General features: G+C 61.7%; 14 protein-coding genes and 1 pseudogene. 5 read left to right on the forward strand and 10 right to left on the reverse strand.

The window, feature by feature from the left end:
• Positions 1-10 precede the first annotated feature (10 nt).
• The 5 genes and pseudogenes from tatB to CXF97_RS28745 all read left to right on the forward strand — a co-directional run bounded on the left by tatB (position 11) and on the right by CXF97_RS28745 (position 4089).
• Complete coding sequence (gene tatB, locus CXF97_RS04700; RefSeq protein ID WP_101156676.1) at positions 11-457, forward strand: Sec-independent protein translocase protein TatB; 447 nt, start codon at positions 11-13, stop codon at positions 455-457.
• Positions 454-1245 (forward strand): twin-arginine translocase subunit TatC, encoded by a 792-nt coding sequence (gene tatC, locus CXF97_RS04705; protein WP_016772075.1) that lies wholly within the window; start codon positions 454-456, stop codon positions 1243-1245. Before tatB ends, tatC begins: the two co-directional genes overlap by 4 nt.
• On the forward strand, positions 1242-1949 hold the full coding sequence (locus tag CXF97_RS04710) for a 16S rRNA (uracil(1498)-N(3))-methyltransferase (RefSeq protein WP_101156679.1): 708 nt from the start codon (positions 1242-1244) through the stop codon (positions 1947-1949). Before tatC ends, CXF97_RS04710 begins: the two co-directional genes overlap by 4 nt.
• Positions 1950-2289: 340 nt before the next feature.
• Positions 2290-3186 (forward strand): annotated as a pseudogene (locus CXF97_RS28740) (methyl-accepting chemotaxis protein); the annotation flags it as partial.
• Positions 3187-3384: 198 nt separating this feature from the next.
• A complete protein-coding gene (locus tag CXF97_RS28745; protein WP_371918371.1) occupies positions 3385-4089 on the forward strand; it encodes a methyl-accepting chemotaxis protein in 705 nt (234 codons plus the stop codon).
• Between the two features lie 253 nt (positions 4090-4342).
• Here CXF97_RS28745 and mdoH read toward each other — a convergent pair whose 3' ends face one another.
• The 10 genes from mdoH to CXF97_RS04770 all read right to left on the reverse strand — a co-directional run bounded on the left by mdoH (position 4343) and on the right by CXF97_RS04770 (position 17850).
• On the reverse strand, positions 4343-6913 hold the full coding sequence (gene mdoH, locus CXF97_RS04720) for a glucans biosynthesis glucosyltransferase MdoH (RefSeq protein ID WP_101156685.1): 2571 nt from the start codon (positions 6911-6913) through the stop codon (positions 4343-4345).
• On the reverse strand, positions 6906-8687 hold the full coding sequence (locus tag CXF97_RS04725; protein WP_178081146.1) for a glucan biosynthesis protein G: 1782 nt from the start codon (positions 8685-8687) through the stop codon (positions 6906-6908). Before CXF97_RS04725 ends, mdoH begins: the two co-directional genes overlap by 8 nt.
• 350 nt (positions 8688-9037) lie before the next feature.
• Positions 9038-9475: a D-aminoacyl-tRNA deacylase gene (gene dtd, locus CXF97_RS04730; RefSeq protein ID WP_101156687.1), complete on the reverse strand. Its 438-nt coding sequence runs from the start codon at positions 9473-9475 to the stop codon at positions 9038-9040.
• Entirely contained in the window at positions 9472-10443 is a 972-nt protein-coding gene (gene pip / locus CXF97_RS04735; protein WP_101156690.1) for a prolyl aminopeptidase, read from the reverse strand. The genes dtd and pip overlap by 4 nt, the downstream gene beginning before the upstream one ends.
• 242 nt (positions 10444-10685) lie before the next feature.
• Positions 10686-11489 (reverse strand): N-formylglutamate deformylase, encoded by an 804-nt coding sequence (hutG, locus tag CXF97_RS04745; RefSeq protein WP_101156695.1) that lies wholly within the window; start codon positions 11487-11489, stop codon positions 10686-10688.
• Between the two features lie 10 nt (positions 11490-11499).
• Positions 11500-12705 carry an imidazolonepropionase gene (gene hutI / locus CXF97_RS04750; RefSeq protein ID WP_101156698.1) on the reverse strand — a complete coding sequence of 402 codons (1206 nt, stop codon included), beginning with the start codon at positions 12703-12705 and terminating at the stop codon, positions 11500-11502.
• Between the two features lie 131 nt (positions 12706-12836).
• Positions 12837-14369, reverse strand: a complete 1533-nt coding sequence (gene hutH / locus CXF97_RS04755) for a histidine ammonia-lyase (RefSeq protein ID WP_101156701.1) — start codon at positions 14367-14369, stop codon at positions 12837-12839.
• 116 nt (positions 14370-14485) lie between these two features.
• Positions 14486-16009: a histidine ammonia-lyase gene (hutH, locus tag CXF97_RS04760; RefSeq protein WP_101156704.1), complete on the reverse strand. Its 1524-nt coding sequence runs from the start codon at positions 16007-16009 to the stop codon at positions 14486-14488.
• A 162-nt stretch (positions 16010-16171) separates the two neighbouring features.
• A complete protein-coding gene (locus CXF97_RS04765) occupies positions 16172-17002 on the reverse strand; it encodes a glycine betaine/L-proline ABC transporter ATP-binding protein (protein WP_016772086.1) in 831 nt (276 codons plus the stop codon).
• Positions 16999-17850, reverse strand: a complete 852-nt coding sequence (locus CXF97_RS04770) for a proline/glycine betaine ABC transporter permease (RefSeq protein ID WP_101156706.1) — start codon at positions 17848-17850, stop codon at positions 16999-17001. The genes CXF97_RS04765 and CXF97_RS04770 overlap by 4 nt, the downstream gene beginning before the upstream one ends.
• Between the last annotated feature and the right edge of the window lie 33 nt (positions 17851-17883).

The raw sequence follows: 17883 nt of genomic DNA on the forward strand, positions 1-17883 counted from the left end.
GCACTGACTAATGTTTGGTATCAGCTTCTCTGAACTGCTGCTCGTCGGCCTCGTCGCCCTGCTGGTGCTCGGCCCCGAGCGTCTGCCGGGCGCGGCGCGCACCGCCGGTCTGTGGGTCGGCCGCCTGAAGCGCAGCTTCAACGCGATCAAACAGGAAGTTGAACGTGAAATCGGTGCCGACGAGATCCGTCGGCAACTGCACAACGAACATATTCTGTCACTGGAGCAAGAGGCGCGGAAAATTTTCAATCCGAACCAGCAGGAGCCGACGCCGGTCGAGCCTGTGGGCGAGCAGACGATTCACAGCGCTGCCGCTCCGACGGCACCTGCACCAGCTGTAACACCGCCAGGACCGGCGCCGGTTACTGCGAACACATCGGTTGAACACGTAGCGCCCTCCGCCGCGCCGGCTACACCAGCGCCTCAAGACCCTACACTGCCGCCGCGAGCCCCATGAGCGATCTCCCCGAAAACGACCAGCACATGCCGCTGGTTTCGCACCTCACCGAGTTGCGCACCCGCCTGCTGCGTTGCGTGGCGGCGATCTTCATTATCTTTGCCGGGCTGTTTGCGTTTACCCAGCAGATCTACACCTTCGTCTCGACGCCGCTGCGCCAGTACCTGCCGGTCGGCGCGACGATGATCGCCACCGACGTGTCGTCGCCTTTCCTGACGCCGCTGAAACTGACAATGATGGTTTCGCTGTTCCTCGCGATTCCGGTGATCCTGCATCAGATCTGGGGCTTTATCGCGCCAGGCCTGTACAAGCATGAAAAACGCGTTGCGGTACCGTTGCTGATCTCCAGCATCCTGCTGTTCTACATCGGCATGGCGTTCGCCTATTACTTCGTCTTTCCGCTCATCTTCAAGTTCTTCGCCGCCGCTACACCGGCCGGCGTGGAGATGATGACCGACATCGCCAGCTACCTCGACTTCGTCATGACGCTGTTCTTCGCCTTTGGCGTCGCGTTCGAAATCCCGGTGGCCGTGGTGCTGCTGGTATGGATCGGCGTGGTCGACGTCAAATACCTGAAGAAGATCCGCCCGTACGTGATCATCGGCTGCTTCGTGGTGGGCATGATCCTCACTCCGCCGGACATCTTCTCGCAGACCCTGCTGGCCGTGCCGATGTGGATGCTGTTCGAAATCGGCATCCTCTTCGGCGCGCTGGTCAGCAAGCGCGAACGTCCGGACGAAACACCGGCCGACGACCACAACGACCAGCCGCCAGCGACCCAGGCATGAACCTGCTGCTGCTCGAAGAGGCCGACTTCATTGCGGCCGACCGCGTGATCCTGCGTGATCGGCGCCTGACCCATATGCAGCAAGTGCATCGCGCGGAAGTGGGCGACAGCCTGCGTGTGGGGCGCATCAACGGCTTGATGGGTTCGGCCGAGCTGCTGCGCCTGGAAGCGGGCGAAGCGGAACTGCGTGTCAGCCTCGATCAACCACCGCCGGCCAAGTTGCCGCTGACCCTGGTGCTGGCCCTGCCCCGGCCGAAAATGCTGCGCCGCGTGTTCCAGACCGTCGCGACCATGGGCGTGGCCAAGGTGATCCTGGTCAACAGCTACCGCGTCGAGAAAAGCTTCTGGCAGACGCCCTTTCTGGAGCCGGAAGTGATTCGTGAGCAGTTGATTCTTGGTCTTGAACAAGCTCGCGATACCGTGCTGCCAGAGATCGTCATCGAAAAGCGCTTCAAGCCTTTCGTTGAAGATCGTTTGCCGGCGATCACCGAGGGCACCCTTGGCCTGGTCGGCCATCCCGGTAATTTCCCGCCCTGCCCGCGCGCGCTGAGCGAGCCAGTGACCTTGGCCATCGGCCCGGAGGGGGGCTGGATTCCTTACGAAATCGATCTGCTGACCAAGTCCGGCCTGCAACCGGTGCAATTGGGCGAGCGCATCCTGCGCGTCGAAACCGCTGTCACCGCCCTGCTTGCACGCCTGTTCTAGCGCGACACCGATCCCTGTAGGAGCTGCCGAGTGCAACGAGGCTGCGATCTTTTGATCTTGCCTCTAAAAAAACAAGATCAAGAGATCGCAGCCTCGTTGCACTCGTCAGCTCCTACAAGCTCCTATAAGTCCTACGGTCGCGGACAAGTGGCGTTACAGATTGCCATCACCCAGCCGATACAACCCCTATAAGTCCAATTAGTGGTCCGAAGGGAGTGGTCGCATGTACCGTTGGTTAGCCGAGAGTCTTGGAAACGTCAGCGTCAAACGCAAGCTGGGCATCGGTTTCGGCCTGGTGCTGTTGCTGACACTGTTGATCACTTTCACCGGCTGGACCGGCATGAGCGGCATCATCAGCCGTGGCGACAAGCTCGGCTTCATCTCCAGCCTCAACGAGCTGACCAAGGACCTGCGCCTGGCGCGCATGGACTACGACATGCGCCGTGGCGAACAGGGCCCGGGCGCGGTCAATGGATACCTCAACCAACTTGAAAGCGGTCTGCAATCGGCACGCGGCATGATCGAGCAGCCGTCCGATGTCGCGATGGTCGACCAACAGCTTGCTGCGGTCACCGAATACAAACGCGCCTTCGGCGAAATGACCCAGGCCACCGTGCAGCGTGAAGATGCGCGCAGCAAGCTTGGCGCCAACGCGGACAATGCTGTGGCCAAGGTCGGCGAAGTCGAAAGTGCGCTGCTGCAAGGCGACAGCGTTGCGCAATACAACGCGGTGATCGAACTCAGCAAACTGTTGCAGCAGGCGCGCTATCAGGTGCGCGGCTACACCTACAGCGGCAAGGCCGACGCCGAGCAACCGGCGCTGAGCGCCATCGATAACGCCCTGAAAAATCTCGAGAGCCTGCCGACCCGCGTGCCGGAGCAGCACATCGCCAACCTGCAGCAGGCCACCGACTCGCTCAAGGCCTATCGCGCCGCCGTCGCTCAGTTCCGTGATTCACAGGTGAAGAACGCCGCTGCACTGGCCAACATGTCGGCTCAGGGCGACATCCTTATCGCGGCCAGCAAGAAGCTCACCGAATCGCAAACCGTGGTGCGCGACACCGATGCCGCCCATGCCAAGAACATGCTGCTGATCGCCACCGTGCTGGCGCTGGTGTTCGGTTTGCTGGCAGCGTGGATCATCACTCGGCAGATCATCATTCCGCTGACCCAGACCCTGAAAGTCGCCGAGCGCGTGGCGGCCGGTGATCTGACCCACAACCTGGTTTCCCTGCGTCGCGACGAACTCGGTCAATTGCAGCGCTCGATGCAAAGCATGACCCAAGGCCTGCGCGAGTTGATCGGCGGCATCAGCGACGGCGTCACGCAGATCGCCAGCGCCGCTGAAGAACTTTCGGCGGTGACCGAACAGACCAGCGCCGGGGTCAACAATCAGAAGGTCGAGACTGATCAGGTCGCCACCGCCATGAACGAGATGGCCGCCACCGTGCAGGAAGTCGCACGCAATGCTGAAGAAGCCTCAGAGGCCGCTGTCGCCGCTGACCAACAGGCCCGTGAAGGCGACAAGGTCGTCGGCGAAGCCATCGCTCAGATCGAACGTCTGGCGGTCGAGGTGGGTCACTCCACTGAAGCCATGGGCGAGCTCAAGCGTGAAAGCGACAAGATCGGCAGCGTCCTCGACGTGATCAAGTCAGTGGCCCAGCAAACCAACCTGCTGGCCCTCAACGCCGCCATCGAAGCGGCCCGCGCCGGTGAAGCCGGACGTGGTTTCGCCGTGGTCGCCGATGAAGTGCGCAGCCTTGCCCAGCGCACGCAGAAGTCCACCGAAGAGATCGAGGAGCTGATCGTCGGTCTCCAAAACGGTACCCAGCAAGTGGCGACGATCATGGACAACAGCCGCAGCCTCACCGACAGCAGCGTCGAACTGACCCGGCGTGCCGGTGGCTCACTGGAGAGCATCACCCGCACCGTCTCGGCGATCCAGGCGATGAACCAGCAGATCGCCGCAGCCGCCGAGCAGCAGAGCGCCGTGGCCGAAGAGATCAACCGCAGCGTGCTGAACGTGCGCGATGTGTCCGATCAGACCTCGGCGGCGAGCGAAGAGACCGCAGCGTCCAGCGTCGAGCTGGCACGGTTGGGCACGCATCTGCAGATGCTGGTGGGCCGCTTCAAAGTCTGAGTTGATGCACGACCCCGGTTCGCCTGGAACCGAGGTGATGCCATTCGCGAGCAGGCTCGCTCCCACCTTGGAATGCGGTTCCCTGTGGGAGCGAGCCTGCTCGCGAAGGCAGCGGCGCGGTTTGCGCGTCGTAGGTAACGGGCGCGCCAATTCGGCGACGGATGCTTTGCACTGGTTTTAGGTTTGATCGGTGTTTGTTCGCAGCTCAACAGCGGACATAAAAAAACCCCGCTGAATCAGCGGGGTTTTCTCATCAGGCCGGCTGAGCCTGCAGGCTCACCGGTCGCAGCGGCAGCAACGGCGCGTGCGGATCGGCTTTCACCGAAGCGCGCCAGGCGTCCAGCCACTCGGCGTGACCTTCGGCCCAGACCTGCTCGTGCAGGCGTGCCAGTGCGACAGGGTCGCTAAGCAGTTGCAGGCGATCATGGTTGTTCAGCCCGGCCGGGCCGACCTTGATCGCGTGACGCACACGTTCCTGACGCAGCCACTCGATCGGCTCGGCCTGGCCGTGACGCGAGGTCGCCAGCGAGCACGCCAGGGCGTTCTGCTGAGGATCGACCACGGCGCGGACGAAGCCGTCGTTGAGGGCGTGATAGCGGTTCTCGTGGGTGTACTGATTGGTTGCCAGCAAGGCCTGTGGCGGATTGTATTCCTCGGGGATGAGAAACAGGCTCTCGTCACGGGTCTTCAGGCCCAGGCCGACACGGCTGGAGATCACCGATACCGGGATCGACAGCATCAGCGAACCGACGATCGGCACCAGCCACCAGAGGAAGCTCGGGTTCAGCCAGATCACCAGCAGCGCCCAAAAGAAGCCCAGCAACGTCTGCGGACCGTGGCGCTTGACCGCTTCGCTCCACGGCGTCGAGTCGTCGTCACGCTGCGGCGAGTTCCAGGTCGCGGCCCAGCCGAGGAACGCGGCGAGGACGAAGCGGGTGTGGAAAATCATCCGCACCGGTGCCAGCAGCATGGAGAACAGCATCTCCAGCAGCATCGACAGGGTCACCTTGAACTTGCCGCCGAACTCTTTCGCGCCCTTGGCCCAGATCAGGATGATGCTCAACAGCTTCGGCAGGAACAGCAGCACGATGGTCGTCGAGAACAGCGCGATGGCCTTGTCCGGGTGCCATTGTGGCCACAGCGGATAGAGCTGACGCGGTTCGAGGAAGTACTGCGGCTCCATCAGCGTGTTCACCGCCAGCAGCGCGGTCGACAGCACCAGGAAGAAGAACCACAACGGCGCCGACAGGTACGACATCACGCCGGTCAGGAACACCGCGCGGTGCACCGGGTGCATGCCCTTGACCAGGAACAGGCGGAAGTTCATCAGGTTGCCGTGGCACCAGCGACGGTCACGCTTGAGTTCGTCGAGCAGGTTCGGCGGCAACTCTTCGTAACTGCCCGGCAAGTCGTAGGCAATCCACACGCCCCACCCGGCCCGACGCATCAGCGCAGCTTCGACGAAGTCGTGGGAAAGGATTGCACCGGAGAATGCGCCTTTACCCGGCAACGGCGCCAGAGCGCAGTGGTCGATGAACGGCTTCATGCGGATGATCGCGTTGTGACCCCAGTAGTGGGATTCACCCAACTGCCAGAAGTGCAGACCAGCGGTAAACAGCGGGCCGTACACGCGGGTGGCGAACTGCTGCATGCGCGCATACAGGGTGTCCATGCCCGACGCACGTGGCGCGGTCTGGATGATCCCGGCGTCCGGCGTGGCTTCCATCAGGCGCACCAGACTGGTCAGGCACTCGCCGCTCATCACCGAGTCGGCGTCGAGCACGACCATGTACTTGTAGTCACCGCCCCAACGACGGCAGAAGTCGTCGAGGTTGCCGCTCTTGCGCTTCACACGACGGCGGCGACGGCGATAGAAGATCTTGCCGAAGCCCTTGGCCTCGCGGCAGACATCCAGCCAGGCCTGTTGCTCGGCGACGCAGATATCGGTGTCGTTACTGTCGCTGAGGACGAAAAAGTCGAAGCGATCCAGATCACCGGTGGCCGCTACCGATTCGAACGTCGCCCGCAGACCGGCGAATACACGCGGCACGTCTTCGTTGCAGATCGGCATTACCAGCGCAGTACGCGCATCTTTCGGAATCGGCTCGTTACCGGCGCTTTTCCCGGAGATACGGTATTTATCGTGGCCGGTGAGCAACTCGAGGAAGCCCATCAGTGCGGTCCAGAAACCGGCCGAGACCCAGCAGAACAGAATCCCGAACAGAATCAGGATGCTGGTTTGCAGCGCGTACGGCAGCACTTGCGTGGCGGTTTGCAGCAGCGGCTGATGCAGGACTTCTTCCAGATCGACGAACGACCAGCCCTGGTACGGCATGATGCCTTTCATATACCAGCCGGCAACGATGGTCTGGCCGAGCATCAGCAGCAACAGAATGTAGCGGCGGATCGAACCGACGGTGCGCCAGCGTGCGGCCGGCAGTACATTGGCGTCCTTCGGCGGCTGCGGCGGGTTGGTGCGCCCGGTCAGACGGCGCCAGCCACGCACCAGAATATTGGTGCGCCATGGTTCAGGCACAACCTTGGTACGGTGGATCGGCGGCGTGGCCTTGAGGCTGACCCGACCACTGGCGTCGAGCACCAGCATTTCCGCTTCGGCCAGTTCTTCGGCCGTGCTCAGGGTCAGACGCTTGCCCACCGAAGCCTGGGCGGCTTCGGCAGGAGCGTCGAATGTCGAGGACGACAGGCGTTCATGCAGCTCGCTGAACGACTGGCAACCCGCGAGTTCCGCGCGTTGCTCGTCGGTCATCGGCAGATGCGCCAGATACTCGGACAGAGTCTCTGGCTGTACTTGAGAGTTACTCATCGGCAGGCAACTGATAGCTCCAGGTCTCGGTCAGGACTTCTTCAGTCGGTGCCGATTCCGGTGTGGCTGGGGCCGCGTCGGCAGCGACTGGCTGCTTGGCGTCTTTGTTGGCCTGGTCCTTGGCGTCGGCGGCAGGCTTGGCTTCAGCCTGTCTGGCTTCGGCGGCCTTGGCTTCCTTGTCGAGTTTTTCCTGTTGCTTGGCGGCCACCTTGTCAGCCTTGGCGACCGACGAGTTGGAGGCCGGCACGGATTTGCCCAGATCGGCTGTCACGACAGGCTGAACCAGGGCGGCGCGCATTTCGGTTGCCTTGCTCGGATCCTTGATCTTCATCCGCAGAGTCAGGCGCCAGCCCTTGGTTTCCGGGTTGTAGCGCACGCTGTTCTCGACCAGCTCGGCGTTGTCGCCAACGCTGACCTGACTGCGCACGTCGGCATCCGGCGTCAGGGCTGCCAGTGACGGGCCTTCGAAGTCGACAAGATAGGCAACGCTGCCATCCGGCTGACGGATCAGGTTCGATTGCTTGACGTCACCGGTCGAACGCAGAGTCTGTGCCACCCAGGCGCTGTCCGGCGCGTGGATCGCTGCTTCGTCCATGGTCCAGTGCATGCGGTAGGCGAAGTCCAGCGGCTGGCCTGGCTCCGGCATTTTTTCCGGGCTCCAGAACGCAACGATGTTGTCGTTGGTTTCGTCAGCGGTCGGAATCTCTACCAGATCGACAGTGCCCTTGCCCCACTCGCCCTTCGGCTCGATCCAGGCGCTTGGGCGCTTGTCGTAGCGGTCGTCGAGGTCTTCGTAGTGGCTGAAGTCACGGCCACGCTGCAGCAGACCGAAACCACGCGGGTTCTCGACGCTGAAGTTGCTCACGGCCAGATGTTTCGGGTTGTTCAGTGGGCGCCAGATCCACTCGCCGTTGCCGGCATGGATCGACAGACCGCTGGAGTCGTGCAGTTCACGACGGTAGTTGAGGACTTTCGACGGCTGGTTGGCGCCGAACAGGAACATGCTGGTCAGCGGCGCGATGCCCAGTTTGCCGACCTTGTCACGCAGGAACATCTGCGCCTTGACGTCAACGATGGTGTCGCTGCCCGGACGCAGGATCAGGCGGTAGGCACCGGTGGCGCGCGGCGAATCGAGCAGAGCGAAGATCACCAGGTGCTTGTCGCCAGGCTTGGGCTGCTGAATCCAGAATTCGCGAAAACGCGGGAATTCTTCGCCCGACGGCAGCGCGGTATCGATGGCCAGACCACGGGCCGACAGACCGTAGGTATGCCCTTTGCCGACGACGCGGAAATAGCTCGCGCCCAGCATGGTCATGATTTCGTCTTGCTTGTCGGCCTTGTTGATCGGGTACAGCACACGGAAACCGGCGTAGCCCAGTTGTTCAGTGGCTTTCGGATCAAATTTCAGATCGCCGAAATCGAAGCGGCTCGGATCGTATTTGATCTCCGAGACAGTATTCGCGGTGATTTCGTTGATTTTCACCGGCGTATCGAAATGCATACCCTGGTGATAGAAGGAGAGCTTGAACGGCGTCTTCTGATCGGCCCACTCAGCCTTTTCGGTGAGGAAGCGGATCTTCTGATAGTCCGCGAACTTCATTTCGCGAAATTCGTTCGGCAGGTTGCTGCGCGGGGCTTCGAACTTCTGCCCGGCCAGCTCTTTGGCCTTGGCCGATACGTCGTCAAGATTGAACGCCCAAAGCTGACCGGCGCTGAGCAGGCACAGGAGCGCCGAACCCGCTACCAGAGCACTTCGCATGCGTTTGGCAGACATTTTTGCTGCATTACAGGGACTAACAATCACGAGCAACCCTCGCCGAAAACAGATCAATAAACCAACGGCCAGATGAAGTGCCTGTAGGGTTTTCGGCAGTAAAAAACCGACCTTTCAGGGCACCCTTGCCAAGTTGGCGAGCAATGTTCCGACTCCGCCGGGGCAAAATGATTCCCCAATCGGATCCAGACAAGTCTCTACCTAAGTCAAAACGGATCAACGAATGTCGATCCCCGCAGCGCGCGATTATCTAGTAGCCCGGATGACAACGCATCAGGGGTAACAAAGTATTTATCGCGAAAACAGCCTAAAAACAGTCGAAATTTCCGAAAAAGGTGTTTCAGGCACTGTCAGGTCTGTAACAGGAAGGTTACCGGGCCGTCGTTGACCAAGTGCACCTGCATATCGGCGCCGAATCTACCTGATGCCACAGTGCCATGCATCTGTTTCGCTTTGCTTAATAGATAGTCGAACAATTCCTCACCCAGCGCCGGCGGTGCGGCCGTGGAAAAGCTCGGACGCAGGCCGCTTTTGGTATCGGCGGCGAGGGTGAACTGAGAGACCAGCAGCAACCCGCCACCCACATCCGCCAGGGACAGATTCATCTTGCCCTCGGCATCACTGAATACCCGATAGTTAAGCAGCTTATGCAGAAGTTTGTCGGCGCTGGTAGGCGTGTCGTCGGGTTCTACCGCCACCAGCACGAGCAAACCCTGATCGACCGCGCCGACTACCTCGCCGGCGACCTCTACCCGCGCACCGCGTACGCGTTGCAACAGCGCCTTCATGCTTCTTCGAGCGGCAGGTCGAGCAGGCGCTGGGCCATTTTGCTCGCGGCGCGCACCAGCGCATCGGTGATGCCCGGCTCGGATGCGGCGTGGCCGGCGTCTCGGATGACCTGCAATTCGCTGTTCGGCCAGGCCTGATGCAATTCCCAGGCGTTGTCGAGCGGGCAGATCACATCGTAGCGGCCATGGATGATCACGCCGGGCAGGTGGGCGATCTTGCCCATGTCGCGGATCAACTGGTTTGGCTCAAGGAACGCATTGTTGGTGAAGTAGTGACACTCGATCCGCGCGATCGACAGTGCGCGCTGCGGCTCGGAGAAACGATCGACCACCAGCGGGTTCGGCCGCAGGGTCGCGGTACGCCCCTCCCAGGTCGACCATGCTTTCGCCGCATGCATCTGGGCGATCTGGTCGTTGCCGATCAGGCGTTTGTGGAAAGCGCTGAGCAGGTCGTCGCGTTCGTCCAGCGGGATCGGCGCGATGTAATCCTGCCAGTAATCGGGGAACAGGCGGCTGGCGCCGGCCTGATAGAACCATTCGATTTCCTGCGGACGGCAGAGAAAGATCCCGCGCAGAATCAGACCGTGGACCCGTTCCGGGTGGGTTTGTGCGTACGCCAGGGCCAGGGTCGAACCCCACGAGCCGCCGAACAGCACCCATTTTTCGATGCCAAGGTGCTTGCGAATGCGCTCCAGATCCTCGACCAGATCCCAGGTGGTGTTGTTTTCCAGGCTGGCGTGCGGGGTGGAGCGACCGCAGCCGCGCTGGTCGAAGGTGACGATGCGATACAGATTCGGATCGAAATAGCGCCGGCTCTGGGCGTCGCAGCCGGCGCCTGGGCCACCATGAATGAACACGACCGCTAATCCCTCCGGCGATCCGCTTTCATCGACGTACAGCGTATGGGTGTCATCGACAGCCAGATCGTGCCGGGCGTGGGGTTTGATCTGCGGAAACAAAGTCTGCATTGCGCGCTCCGTAAGGGGTCGAGGTCATCCCTGGGGGGACTCGTATTATTCTGCCGTTGGGCATCATAAACCCGATTTGCGTCAATGAGCATGCCCCGGGGCCTGATCGTTCCCGCGCGGAGCGTGGGAACGATCAAATGCATCGACCTGTGGGAGCGGGCTTGCTCGCGAAGGGTCCGTGTCAGTCGACATGAACAGTGACTGATACACCGCCTTCGCGAGCAAGCCCGCTCCCACAAGGGTTACGCGCTGTAGTGAGATTTTGCCCAGGCCAGATAGCCCTGCAGCAATTCCCTGAGCACCACCCGCGTCGGCTCGGCCAGGTCGGCGCGGTAGCGGAACGGTTCGAACTCTTCCATGTAGGTGGACTGGCACAGTTCCAGCTGCACAGCGTGGATGTTTTGCGCCGGATCGCCGTACTGGCGGGTGATGTGCCCGCCCTTGAACCGACCGTTGAGCACATGGGTGAACTGCGCGTGCTGCGCGCAGATCGCTTCCAGTTGACTCGCCAGTTGCGGATCACAACTGACGCCATTGAAGGTGCCGAGGTTGAAGTCCGACAGCTTGCCGTCGAACAGGTGCGGGATGATCGAGCGGATCGAGTGCGCATCGAACAACAGCGCGTAGCCGAATGCGGCTTTCAGTCGCGCCAGCTCTTGCTGCAAGGTGCGATGGTAAGGCGTCCAGATCTGCTCCAGGTAAGTCACACGTTCCTCTTTCGACGGTTCCAGACCTTGCTGAAACAACGGAATACCGTCGAACAACGTTGCCGGATACAACCCGGTGGTCGCCCCGGCATACAACGGCTTGTCGTCGGACGGCCGGTTGAGGTCGATGACGAAGCGCGAATACTCAGCCGCCAGGGTGCTGGCGCCCAGCTCCTCGGCAAAGTCGTAGAGCTGCGGAATATGCCAGTCAGTGTCCGGCAGGCTCTTCGCCGCCGGGATCAGCCCGGCTTCAACCGCCGGGGTCAGACGCACACCGGCGTGGGGCATGCTGATCAGCAGCGGCACGCGACCTTGTTTGAAACTCAGAACCTTGTCCACAACCGCCCTCCTAGAAATTCGATTCAACGCCGTGACGCACGACGCGCTTGTCCAGATCGCCACCGAGCCAATAGGCCAGATCCGCCGGACGCTCGATGTCCCACGCCACGAAATCAGCGACCTTGCCAACCTCCAGCGAGCCATGGGTCTGCGCCATGCCCAGCGCCTGCGCGGCATGGATGGTCGCCCCGGCCAGAGCTTCTTCCGGGGTCATGCGCAAACAGGTGCAAGCCATGTTCAGCATCAGGCGCAACGACAGCGCCGGCGAGGTGCCGGGGTTGAGGTCGCTGGCGATGGCAATCTTCACCTTGTGCTTGCGCAGCGCATCCATCGGCGGCAATTGGGTTTCGCGCAGGAAATAGAACGCGCCCGGCAGCAACACGGCGACGGTGTCGGCAGCGGCCATGGCGATGGCATCGTCCTCGTCCATGAACTCCAGGTGATCGGCGGACAAGGCTTTGTAGCGTGCGGCGAGGCTGGAGCCGTGCAGCGAGGACAACTGCTCAGCGTGGAGTTTCACTGGCAGTCCGAGTTGTTGCGCGGCGACGAAGACCCGCTCGACCTGCTCCGGCGAAAACGCCAGGTATTCGCAGAACGCGTCCACGGCATCGATCAAACCTTCGGCGGCAAGGGCCGGGAGCATCTGCTCGCAGACCAGATCGATGTAATCGTCGGCGCGATCCTTGTACTCCGGCGGCAACGCGTGCGCCGCCAGGCAAGTGCTGCGCACGCTTATCGGCAGCTCTTCGGCCAGGCGCCGGATGACCCGCAGCAGCTTGCGTTCGTTGGCCAGATCGAGACCGTAGCCGGATTTCATTTCCACCGTGGTCACGCCGTCGCGCATCAGGCTTTTCAGACGTTTGGCGGCGCTGGCGAACAGCTCGTCTTCGCTCGCTTCACGGGTTGCGCGCACGGTGCTGGCGATGCCGCCGCCCTGCGCGGCGATCTCGGCATAGCTGACGCCTTGCAGACGCTGCTCGAACTCACCGCTGCGGTTGCCGCCGAATACGGTGTGGGTGTGGCAGTCGATCAGACCGGGGGTGACCCAAGCACCTTGCAGGTCATTGACCGCCGAAAATTCGCCGGACGGCAATTGAGCGCGCGGGCCGATCCATTCGATCAGCGTGCCGGACGTCACGATCGCGGCATCCTCGATGATCGAATAGGCGCCGTTGGCCATGGTTGCGACTTGGCAGTGTTGCCAGAGGGTTTTCATCCCGGTTCCTCTTATAGTGATCGTTCCCACGCGCAGCAAAGGAATGCAGCCCGTGACGCTCCGCGTCACTGGACGCGGAGCGTCCCTTGAGGCATTCCTTTGCTGCGTGTGGGAACGATCAGTGGGTAGGGTTAAAGGCTCGGCAAAAGCTTCGCCGGCACCAGCTCGGTCAGACACCGCGACGCCAGCAACTCAGTCGCCGCATTGATGTCCGGCGCAAAGAACCGATCCTTCTCATAGAACGGCACTTCCTTGCGCAAGATCGCCCGCGCCTGTTCCAGCTTCGGCGAGGTCTTCAGGCCATTGCGCAGGTCCAGCCCCTGCACCGCCGCCAGCCATTCCACGGCGAGAATGCCGCGAGTGTTCTCGGCCATTTCCCAGAGACGCTTGCCCGCCGCCGGGGCCATCGACACATGGTCTTCCTGGTTGGCCGAGGTCGGCAGGCTGTCTACCGAATGCGGATGGGACAACGCCTTGTTTTCGCTGGCCAGTGCCGCTGCGGTGACCTGGGCAATCATGAACCCGGAATTCACCCCGCCATTGGCGACGAGGAACGGCGGCAGTTGCGACATGTGCTTGTCCATCATCAGCGAGATGCGCCGTTCGCTCAGCGAGCCGATTTCAGCGATGGCCAAGGCCATGTTGTCAGCGGCCATGGCCACCGGCTCGGCGTGGAAGTTACCGCCGGAAATCACGTCGCCTTCAGCGGCGAATACCAGCGGGTTGTCGGAAACCGCGTTGGCTTCCACCGCCAGCACTTCAGCGGCCTGACGGAACTGGGTCAGGCAGGCGCCCATGACTTGCGGCTGGCAGCGCAGCGAATACGGGTCCTGGACCTTGTCGCAGTTCTGATGCGAGGCGCAGACTTCGCTACGCTCACCGAGCAGATCGCGGTACGCGGCAGCGGCATCGATCTGACCTTTCTGCCCACGTGCAGCGTGAATGCGCGCGTCGAACGGCGAGCGCGAGCCGAGCACGGCTTCTACGGTGAGACTGCCCAGCGACAGGGCACCGGCAAACAGGTCTTCACCTTCGAACAAACCGCGCAGCGCAAACGCTGTGGAAACCTGGGTACCGTTGAGCAGCGCCAGACCTTCTTTAGCCGCTAACGTCAGCGGCGTCAGGCCGGCGACTTTCAGCGCCTCGGTCGCCTCCAGCCACTCGCCCTTGTAGCGCGCCTTGCCCTCGCCCAGCAGCACCAGCGACATGTGCGCGAGCGGCGCCAGATCGCCCGACGCACCGACCGAACCTTTCAACGGAATATGCGGATAGACCTCGGCATTGATCAGCGCGATCAGCGCATCGATCACCTGCCGACGGATGCCGGAAAAACCGCGGCTGAGGCTGTTGACCTTGAGCACCATGATCAGTCGCACCAGCTCATCGCTGATCGGCTGGCCGACGCCGGCAGCGTGCGAGAGCACCAGCGAACGCTGGAGGTTTTCCAGGTCTTCACTGGCGATGCGCGTCGAGGCCAGCAGGCCGAAACCGGTGTTGATGCCGTAGGCGGTGCGGTTCTCGGCGAGGATCTGCTCGACGCAGGCAACGCTGGCCTCGATCTGCGCACTGGCGCTGTTGTCGAGGGTCAAGGTGACCGGGTTCTGGTAGACGTCACGCAGTTGGGCCAGGCTCAGTTGGCCGGGGATCAGGTTCAGCGCAGTCATTAAAATGCTCCTGTTAGGCATTGTTATTAACTACCAGTCGCTCCGGAGCATTCCGTTATCCGTCGTTTTTCGTCTTGTGAACGATCCACGCCTTGGCACGCTGGTATGGGTAGTTGTCAGTGCAGATTCGGTAGAACGTTGTGCAGCAGATTCGGGTCTTTCAACACGGTCGCAGCGGCAGCGATATCCGGCGCCAGCCAGCGATCCTCATCGTAGGCAGGGACCGTTTCGCGCAGCAGGCGCCAGGCGCGGTCAGTGCCCACGCCAAAGCGCTGCTCCTTGAGGAATTCCAGCGCCTGCGCCGCCAGCAGGTATTCGATGGCGAGGATCTGCGTGCAGTTTTCCAGCGCGCGATGCAGCTTCAGCGCAGCGTTAGTGCCCATGCTCAGGTGATCTTCCTGCAGGCCCGAGGTGATGTAGTTGTCGAGTACCGCCGGTTGCGCCAATTGGCGGTTTTCCGCACACAGCGAAGCGGCGACGTATTGCACGATCATCATTCCGGAATTGACCCCCGGATTGGCCACCAGAAACGCCGGCAGACCGCTGACGTGCGGGTTGACGAGGCGATCGAGACGACGCTCGGCAATCGAGCCGATTTCAGCCATGGCAATCGCCAGCAGATCTGCCGCCATCGCCACCGACTGGCCGTGCGGGTTGGCCTGCGACATCACCCGGAAATTGTCCGGCGTGCCGAGCAATAGCGGATTGTCCGTGCAGCCATTGAGTTCGGCTTCGACCTGATTGATCGCATGCTGCAGTTGATCACGCGCCGCGCCGTGCACCTGCGGGATAGAGCGGATGCTCAGCGCGTCCTGCGTGCGAATGCCCTTGCTCGCGGCGATCACTTCGCTGCCATCGAGCAAGGCGCGCAGGTTGTTGCCCACCTGCTGCATGCCCGGATGCGGCTTGAGCGCGATGATCTCGGCATCGAACGCATCGATCTGGCCGCGCTGGGCTTCGAAACTCATCGCACCGATGACATCGGCCCATTGCAGCAGGCGCGTTGCATCGGCAATCGCCAGGCAACTGAGACCGGTCATGCACGGCGTGCCATTGACCAGACACAAACCGTCTTTTGCCCCCAAATGCATGGGCTCCAGGCCTTCTTCGGCCAACGCCTGTTGCGCCGAAATGATCTGCCCGCGATAGCTGACATTGCCCACGCCCAGCAGCGCGATACCGATGTGCGCCATGTGCGTCAGGTAACCCACCGAACCTTGCGACGGCACCTGCGGGGTGATACCGCTATTGAGCAGCGCCAGCAGCCCTTCGACTACGCGCCGATGCAGGCCGGATTTGCCGTGGCTGTAGTTGTGGACCGCGGCGCAGATGATTGCGCGGGTCTGCTCATCACTCAGGACCGGGCCAACCCCGCAGGCATGGCTGAGCAAGGTGTTGCGCGAGAGCTGGCTGAGCTGTTCGTCTTGCAGCGAAACGTTGGACAGGCCGCCCAGACCGGTGTTGACGCCATAGGCGCGCTCGCCGCTGGCGACGATGCGCTGGACGATGGCCTGAGCGTTGTCGATGCGCGCCCACGTGTCGCTGGACAATTCCAGCGGCGCACCGTGACGGGCGACAGCGACCACCTCCTGCCAATGCAGGTGGTCGCCAGTGATGATGATTTTTTCAGCCTGGGACATCTTTAACCTCATCCAAATATCGATGCAGCTTCACCGCCGCCTTCGCGAGCAAGCCCGCTCCCACATTAGATTTGTGGTGTTCACAAATTTTCGGCACAACGCCGAACACATGTGGGAGCGGGCTTGATCGCGAAGAGGCCGGCACTATCACCGCAAATCTCTTTAAACCACCGCCGCCCGCCGCTGCACAAACCGGTCAACATACTCATCCGCCGGTGAATGCAGGATCTCTCTCGGCGTGCCGACCTGAATCAACCGGCCGTCCTTGAGAATCGCGATGCGATTGCCGATGCGCACAGCTTCGTCGAGGTCGTGGGTGATGAAGACGATGGTTTTGTGCAGGGTCTTCTGCAGTTCCAGCAACTGATCCTGCATCTCGGCGCGGATCAGCGGATCCAGCGCACTGAACGCTTCGTCCATCAGAATGATGTCGGTGTCCGCCGCCAAAGCGCGGGCCAGGCCGACGCGCTGACGCATGCCGCCGGAGAGCTGGTGCGGGTATTTGTTTTCGTAGCCTTTGAGGCCGACGGTATTGATCCAGTGCAGCGCGCGTTCGGCGCAGACCTGCTTGCTCTCGCCACGCACTTTCAAACCATAGGCGACGTTATCGAGTACGGTTTTGTGCGGCAGCAGGCCGAAACTCTGGAACACCATGCTGATCTTGTGTCGGCGAAATTCGCGCAGGGCGTCCATGTCGTACTGCAGGATGTCCTCGCCATCAACCAGAATCGCCCCGCTAGTGGGATCGATCAGGCGATTGAAGTGGCGCACCAGGGTGGATTTGCCCGAGCCGGACAGGCCCATGATCACAAAGATTTCGCCGGTGCCGATGCTCAGCGACAAGTCGTTCACGCCGACCACGCAACCGGTTTCGTTGAGCACCTGATCCTTGCTCTTGCCCTGGCCGACCATGGCCAGCGCATCCTTGGCGCGGTTGCCGAAAATCTTGAAGACGTTGCGCACTTCGATCTTGCTCACGCTTGCGTTGCTCATTTGTTCACCTCGTGGCGTGGCCGACCGTAGGCTTGAGTAATGCGGTCGATGACCACAGCGAGAATCACGATCGCCAGCCCGGCCTCCAGACCACGACCGACGTTGAGGGTCTGAATGCCCACCAGCACGTCTTCACCCAGGCCACGGGCGCCGATCATCGAGGCGATCACCACCATCGACAGGGCCATCATCGTGGTCTGGTTGATCCCGGCCATGATGCTTGGCAGCGCCAGCGGCAGTTGCACGCCGAACAGTTGCTGCCAGCGGTTGGCGCCAAAGGCGTTGATCGCCTCCATCACTTCACCATCGACCTGGCGAATACCCAGATCGGTCAGACGAATCAGCGGCGGTGCGGCGTAGATCACCGTGGCGAAAATCGCCGGCACCTTGCCCAGGCCGAACAGCATCAGCACCGGAATCAGGTAAACGAAACTCGGCATGGTCTGCATGATGTCGAGCAGCGGCATCAGCACCGAACGCAAGCGATTGCTGCGCGCCGAGAGGATCCCGAGCGGAATGCCGATCAGCACTGAAATGATCGTCGCGACCATCATCAGCGCCAGGGTCTGCATGAGTTTGTCCCAGAGACCGACCGCGCCCACCAGAAACAACAAACCGACAATCACGGCGGTGGTGACGACTTTGCGCGTGGCGTGCCAGGCGATCACACCGACAATCGCCAGCATCAGCCACCACGGCGCCGCACGCAGCAGGCCTTCGAGACTGACGATGGCCCACAGCAGCGTGTCGGAGATGTGGCGGAATACGTCGCCGTAATTGGTCACCAGCGAATCGACCCAACCGTTGACCCAGTCGGCGATGGAAAAGGTAAAGCTTTCGGGAAACATAAGGGACTCTCAATCAAGGGGTTGCGATCAAGC

The sequence above is a fragment of the Pseudomonas sp. Choline-02u-1 genome, assembly GCF_002836515.1.
GTDB lineage: Bacteria > Pseudomonadota > Gammaproteobacteria > Pseudomonadales > Pseudomonadaceae > Aquipseudomonas.

What these genes read in the sequence shown, in the direction of transcription:
- tatB (WP_101156676.1), top strand. Translation starts at nt 11, where the DNA reads ATGTTTGGTATCAGCTTCTCTGAACTGCTGCTCGTCGGCCTCGTCGCC.
- tatC (WP_016772075.1), top strand. Translation starts at nt 454, where the DNA reads ATGAGCGATCTCCCCGAAAACGACCAGCACATGCCGCTGGTTTCGCAC.
- CXF97_RS04710 (WP_101156679.1), top strand. Translation starts at nt 1,242, where the DNA reads ATGAACCTGCTGCTGCTCGAAGAGGCCGACTTCATTGCGGCCGACCGC.
- CXF97_RS28745 (WP_371918371.1), top strand. Translation starts at nt 3,385, where the DNA reads ATGGCCGCCACCGTGCAGGAAGTCGCACGCAATGCTGAAGAAGCCTCA.
- mdoH (WP_101156685.1), bottom strand. Translation starts at nt 6,913, where the DNA reads ATGAGTAACTCTCAAGTACAGCCAGAGACTCTGTCCGAGTATCTGGCG.
- CXF97_RS04725 (WP_178081146.1), bottom strand. Translation starts at nt 8,687, where the DNA reads ATGTCTGCCAAACGCATGCGAAGTGCTCTGGTAGCGGGTTCGGCGCTC.
- dtd (WP_101156687.1), bottom strand. Translation starts at nt 9,475, where the DNA reads ATGAAGGCGCTGTTGCAACGCGTACGCGGTGCGCGGGTAGAGGTCGCC.
- pip (WP_101156690.1), bottom strand. Translation starts at nt 10,443, where the DNA reads ATGCAGACTTTGTTTCCGCAGATCAAACCCCACGCCCGGCACGATCTG.
- hutI (WP_101156698.1), bottom strand. Translation starts at nt 12,705, where the DNA reads ATGAAAACCCTCTGGCAACACTGCCAAGTCGCAACCATGGCCAACGGC.
- hutH (WP_101156701.1), bottom strand. Translation starts at nt 14,369, where the DNA reads ATGACTGCGCTGAACCTGATCCCCGGCCAACTGAGCCTGGCCCAACTG.
- hutH (WP_101156704.1), bottom strand. Translation starts at nt 16,009, where the DNA reads ATGTCCCAGGCTGAAAAAATCATCATCACTGGCGACCACCTGCATTGG.
- CXF97_RS04765 (WP_016772086.1), bottom strand. Translation starts at nt 17,002, where the DNA reads ATGAGCAACGCAAGCGTGAGCAAGATCGAAGTGCGCAACGTCTTCAAG.
- CXF97_RS04770 (WP_101156706.1), bottom strand. Translation starts at nt 17,850, where the DNA reads ATGTTTCCCGAAAGCTTTACCTTTTCCATCGCCGACTGGGTCAACGGT.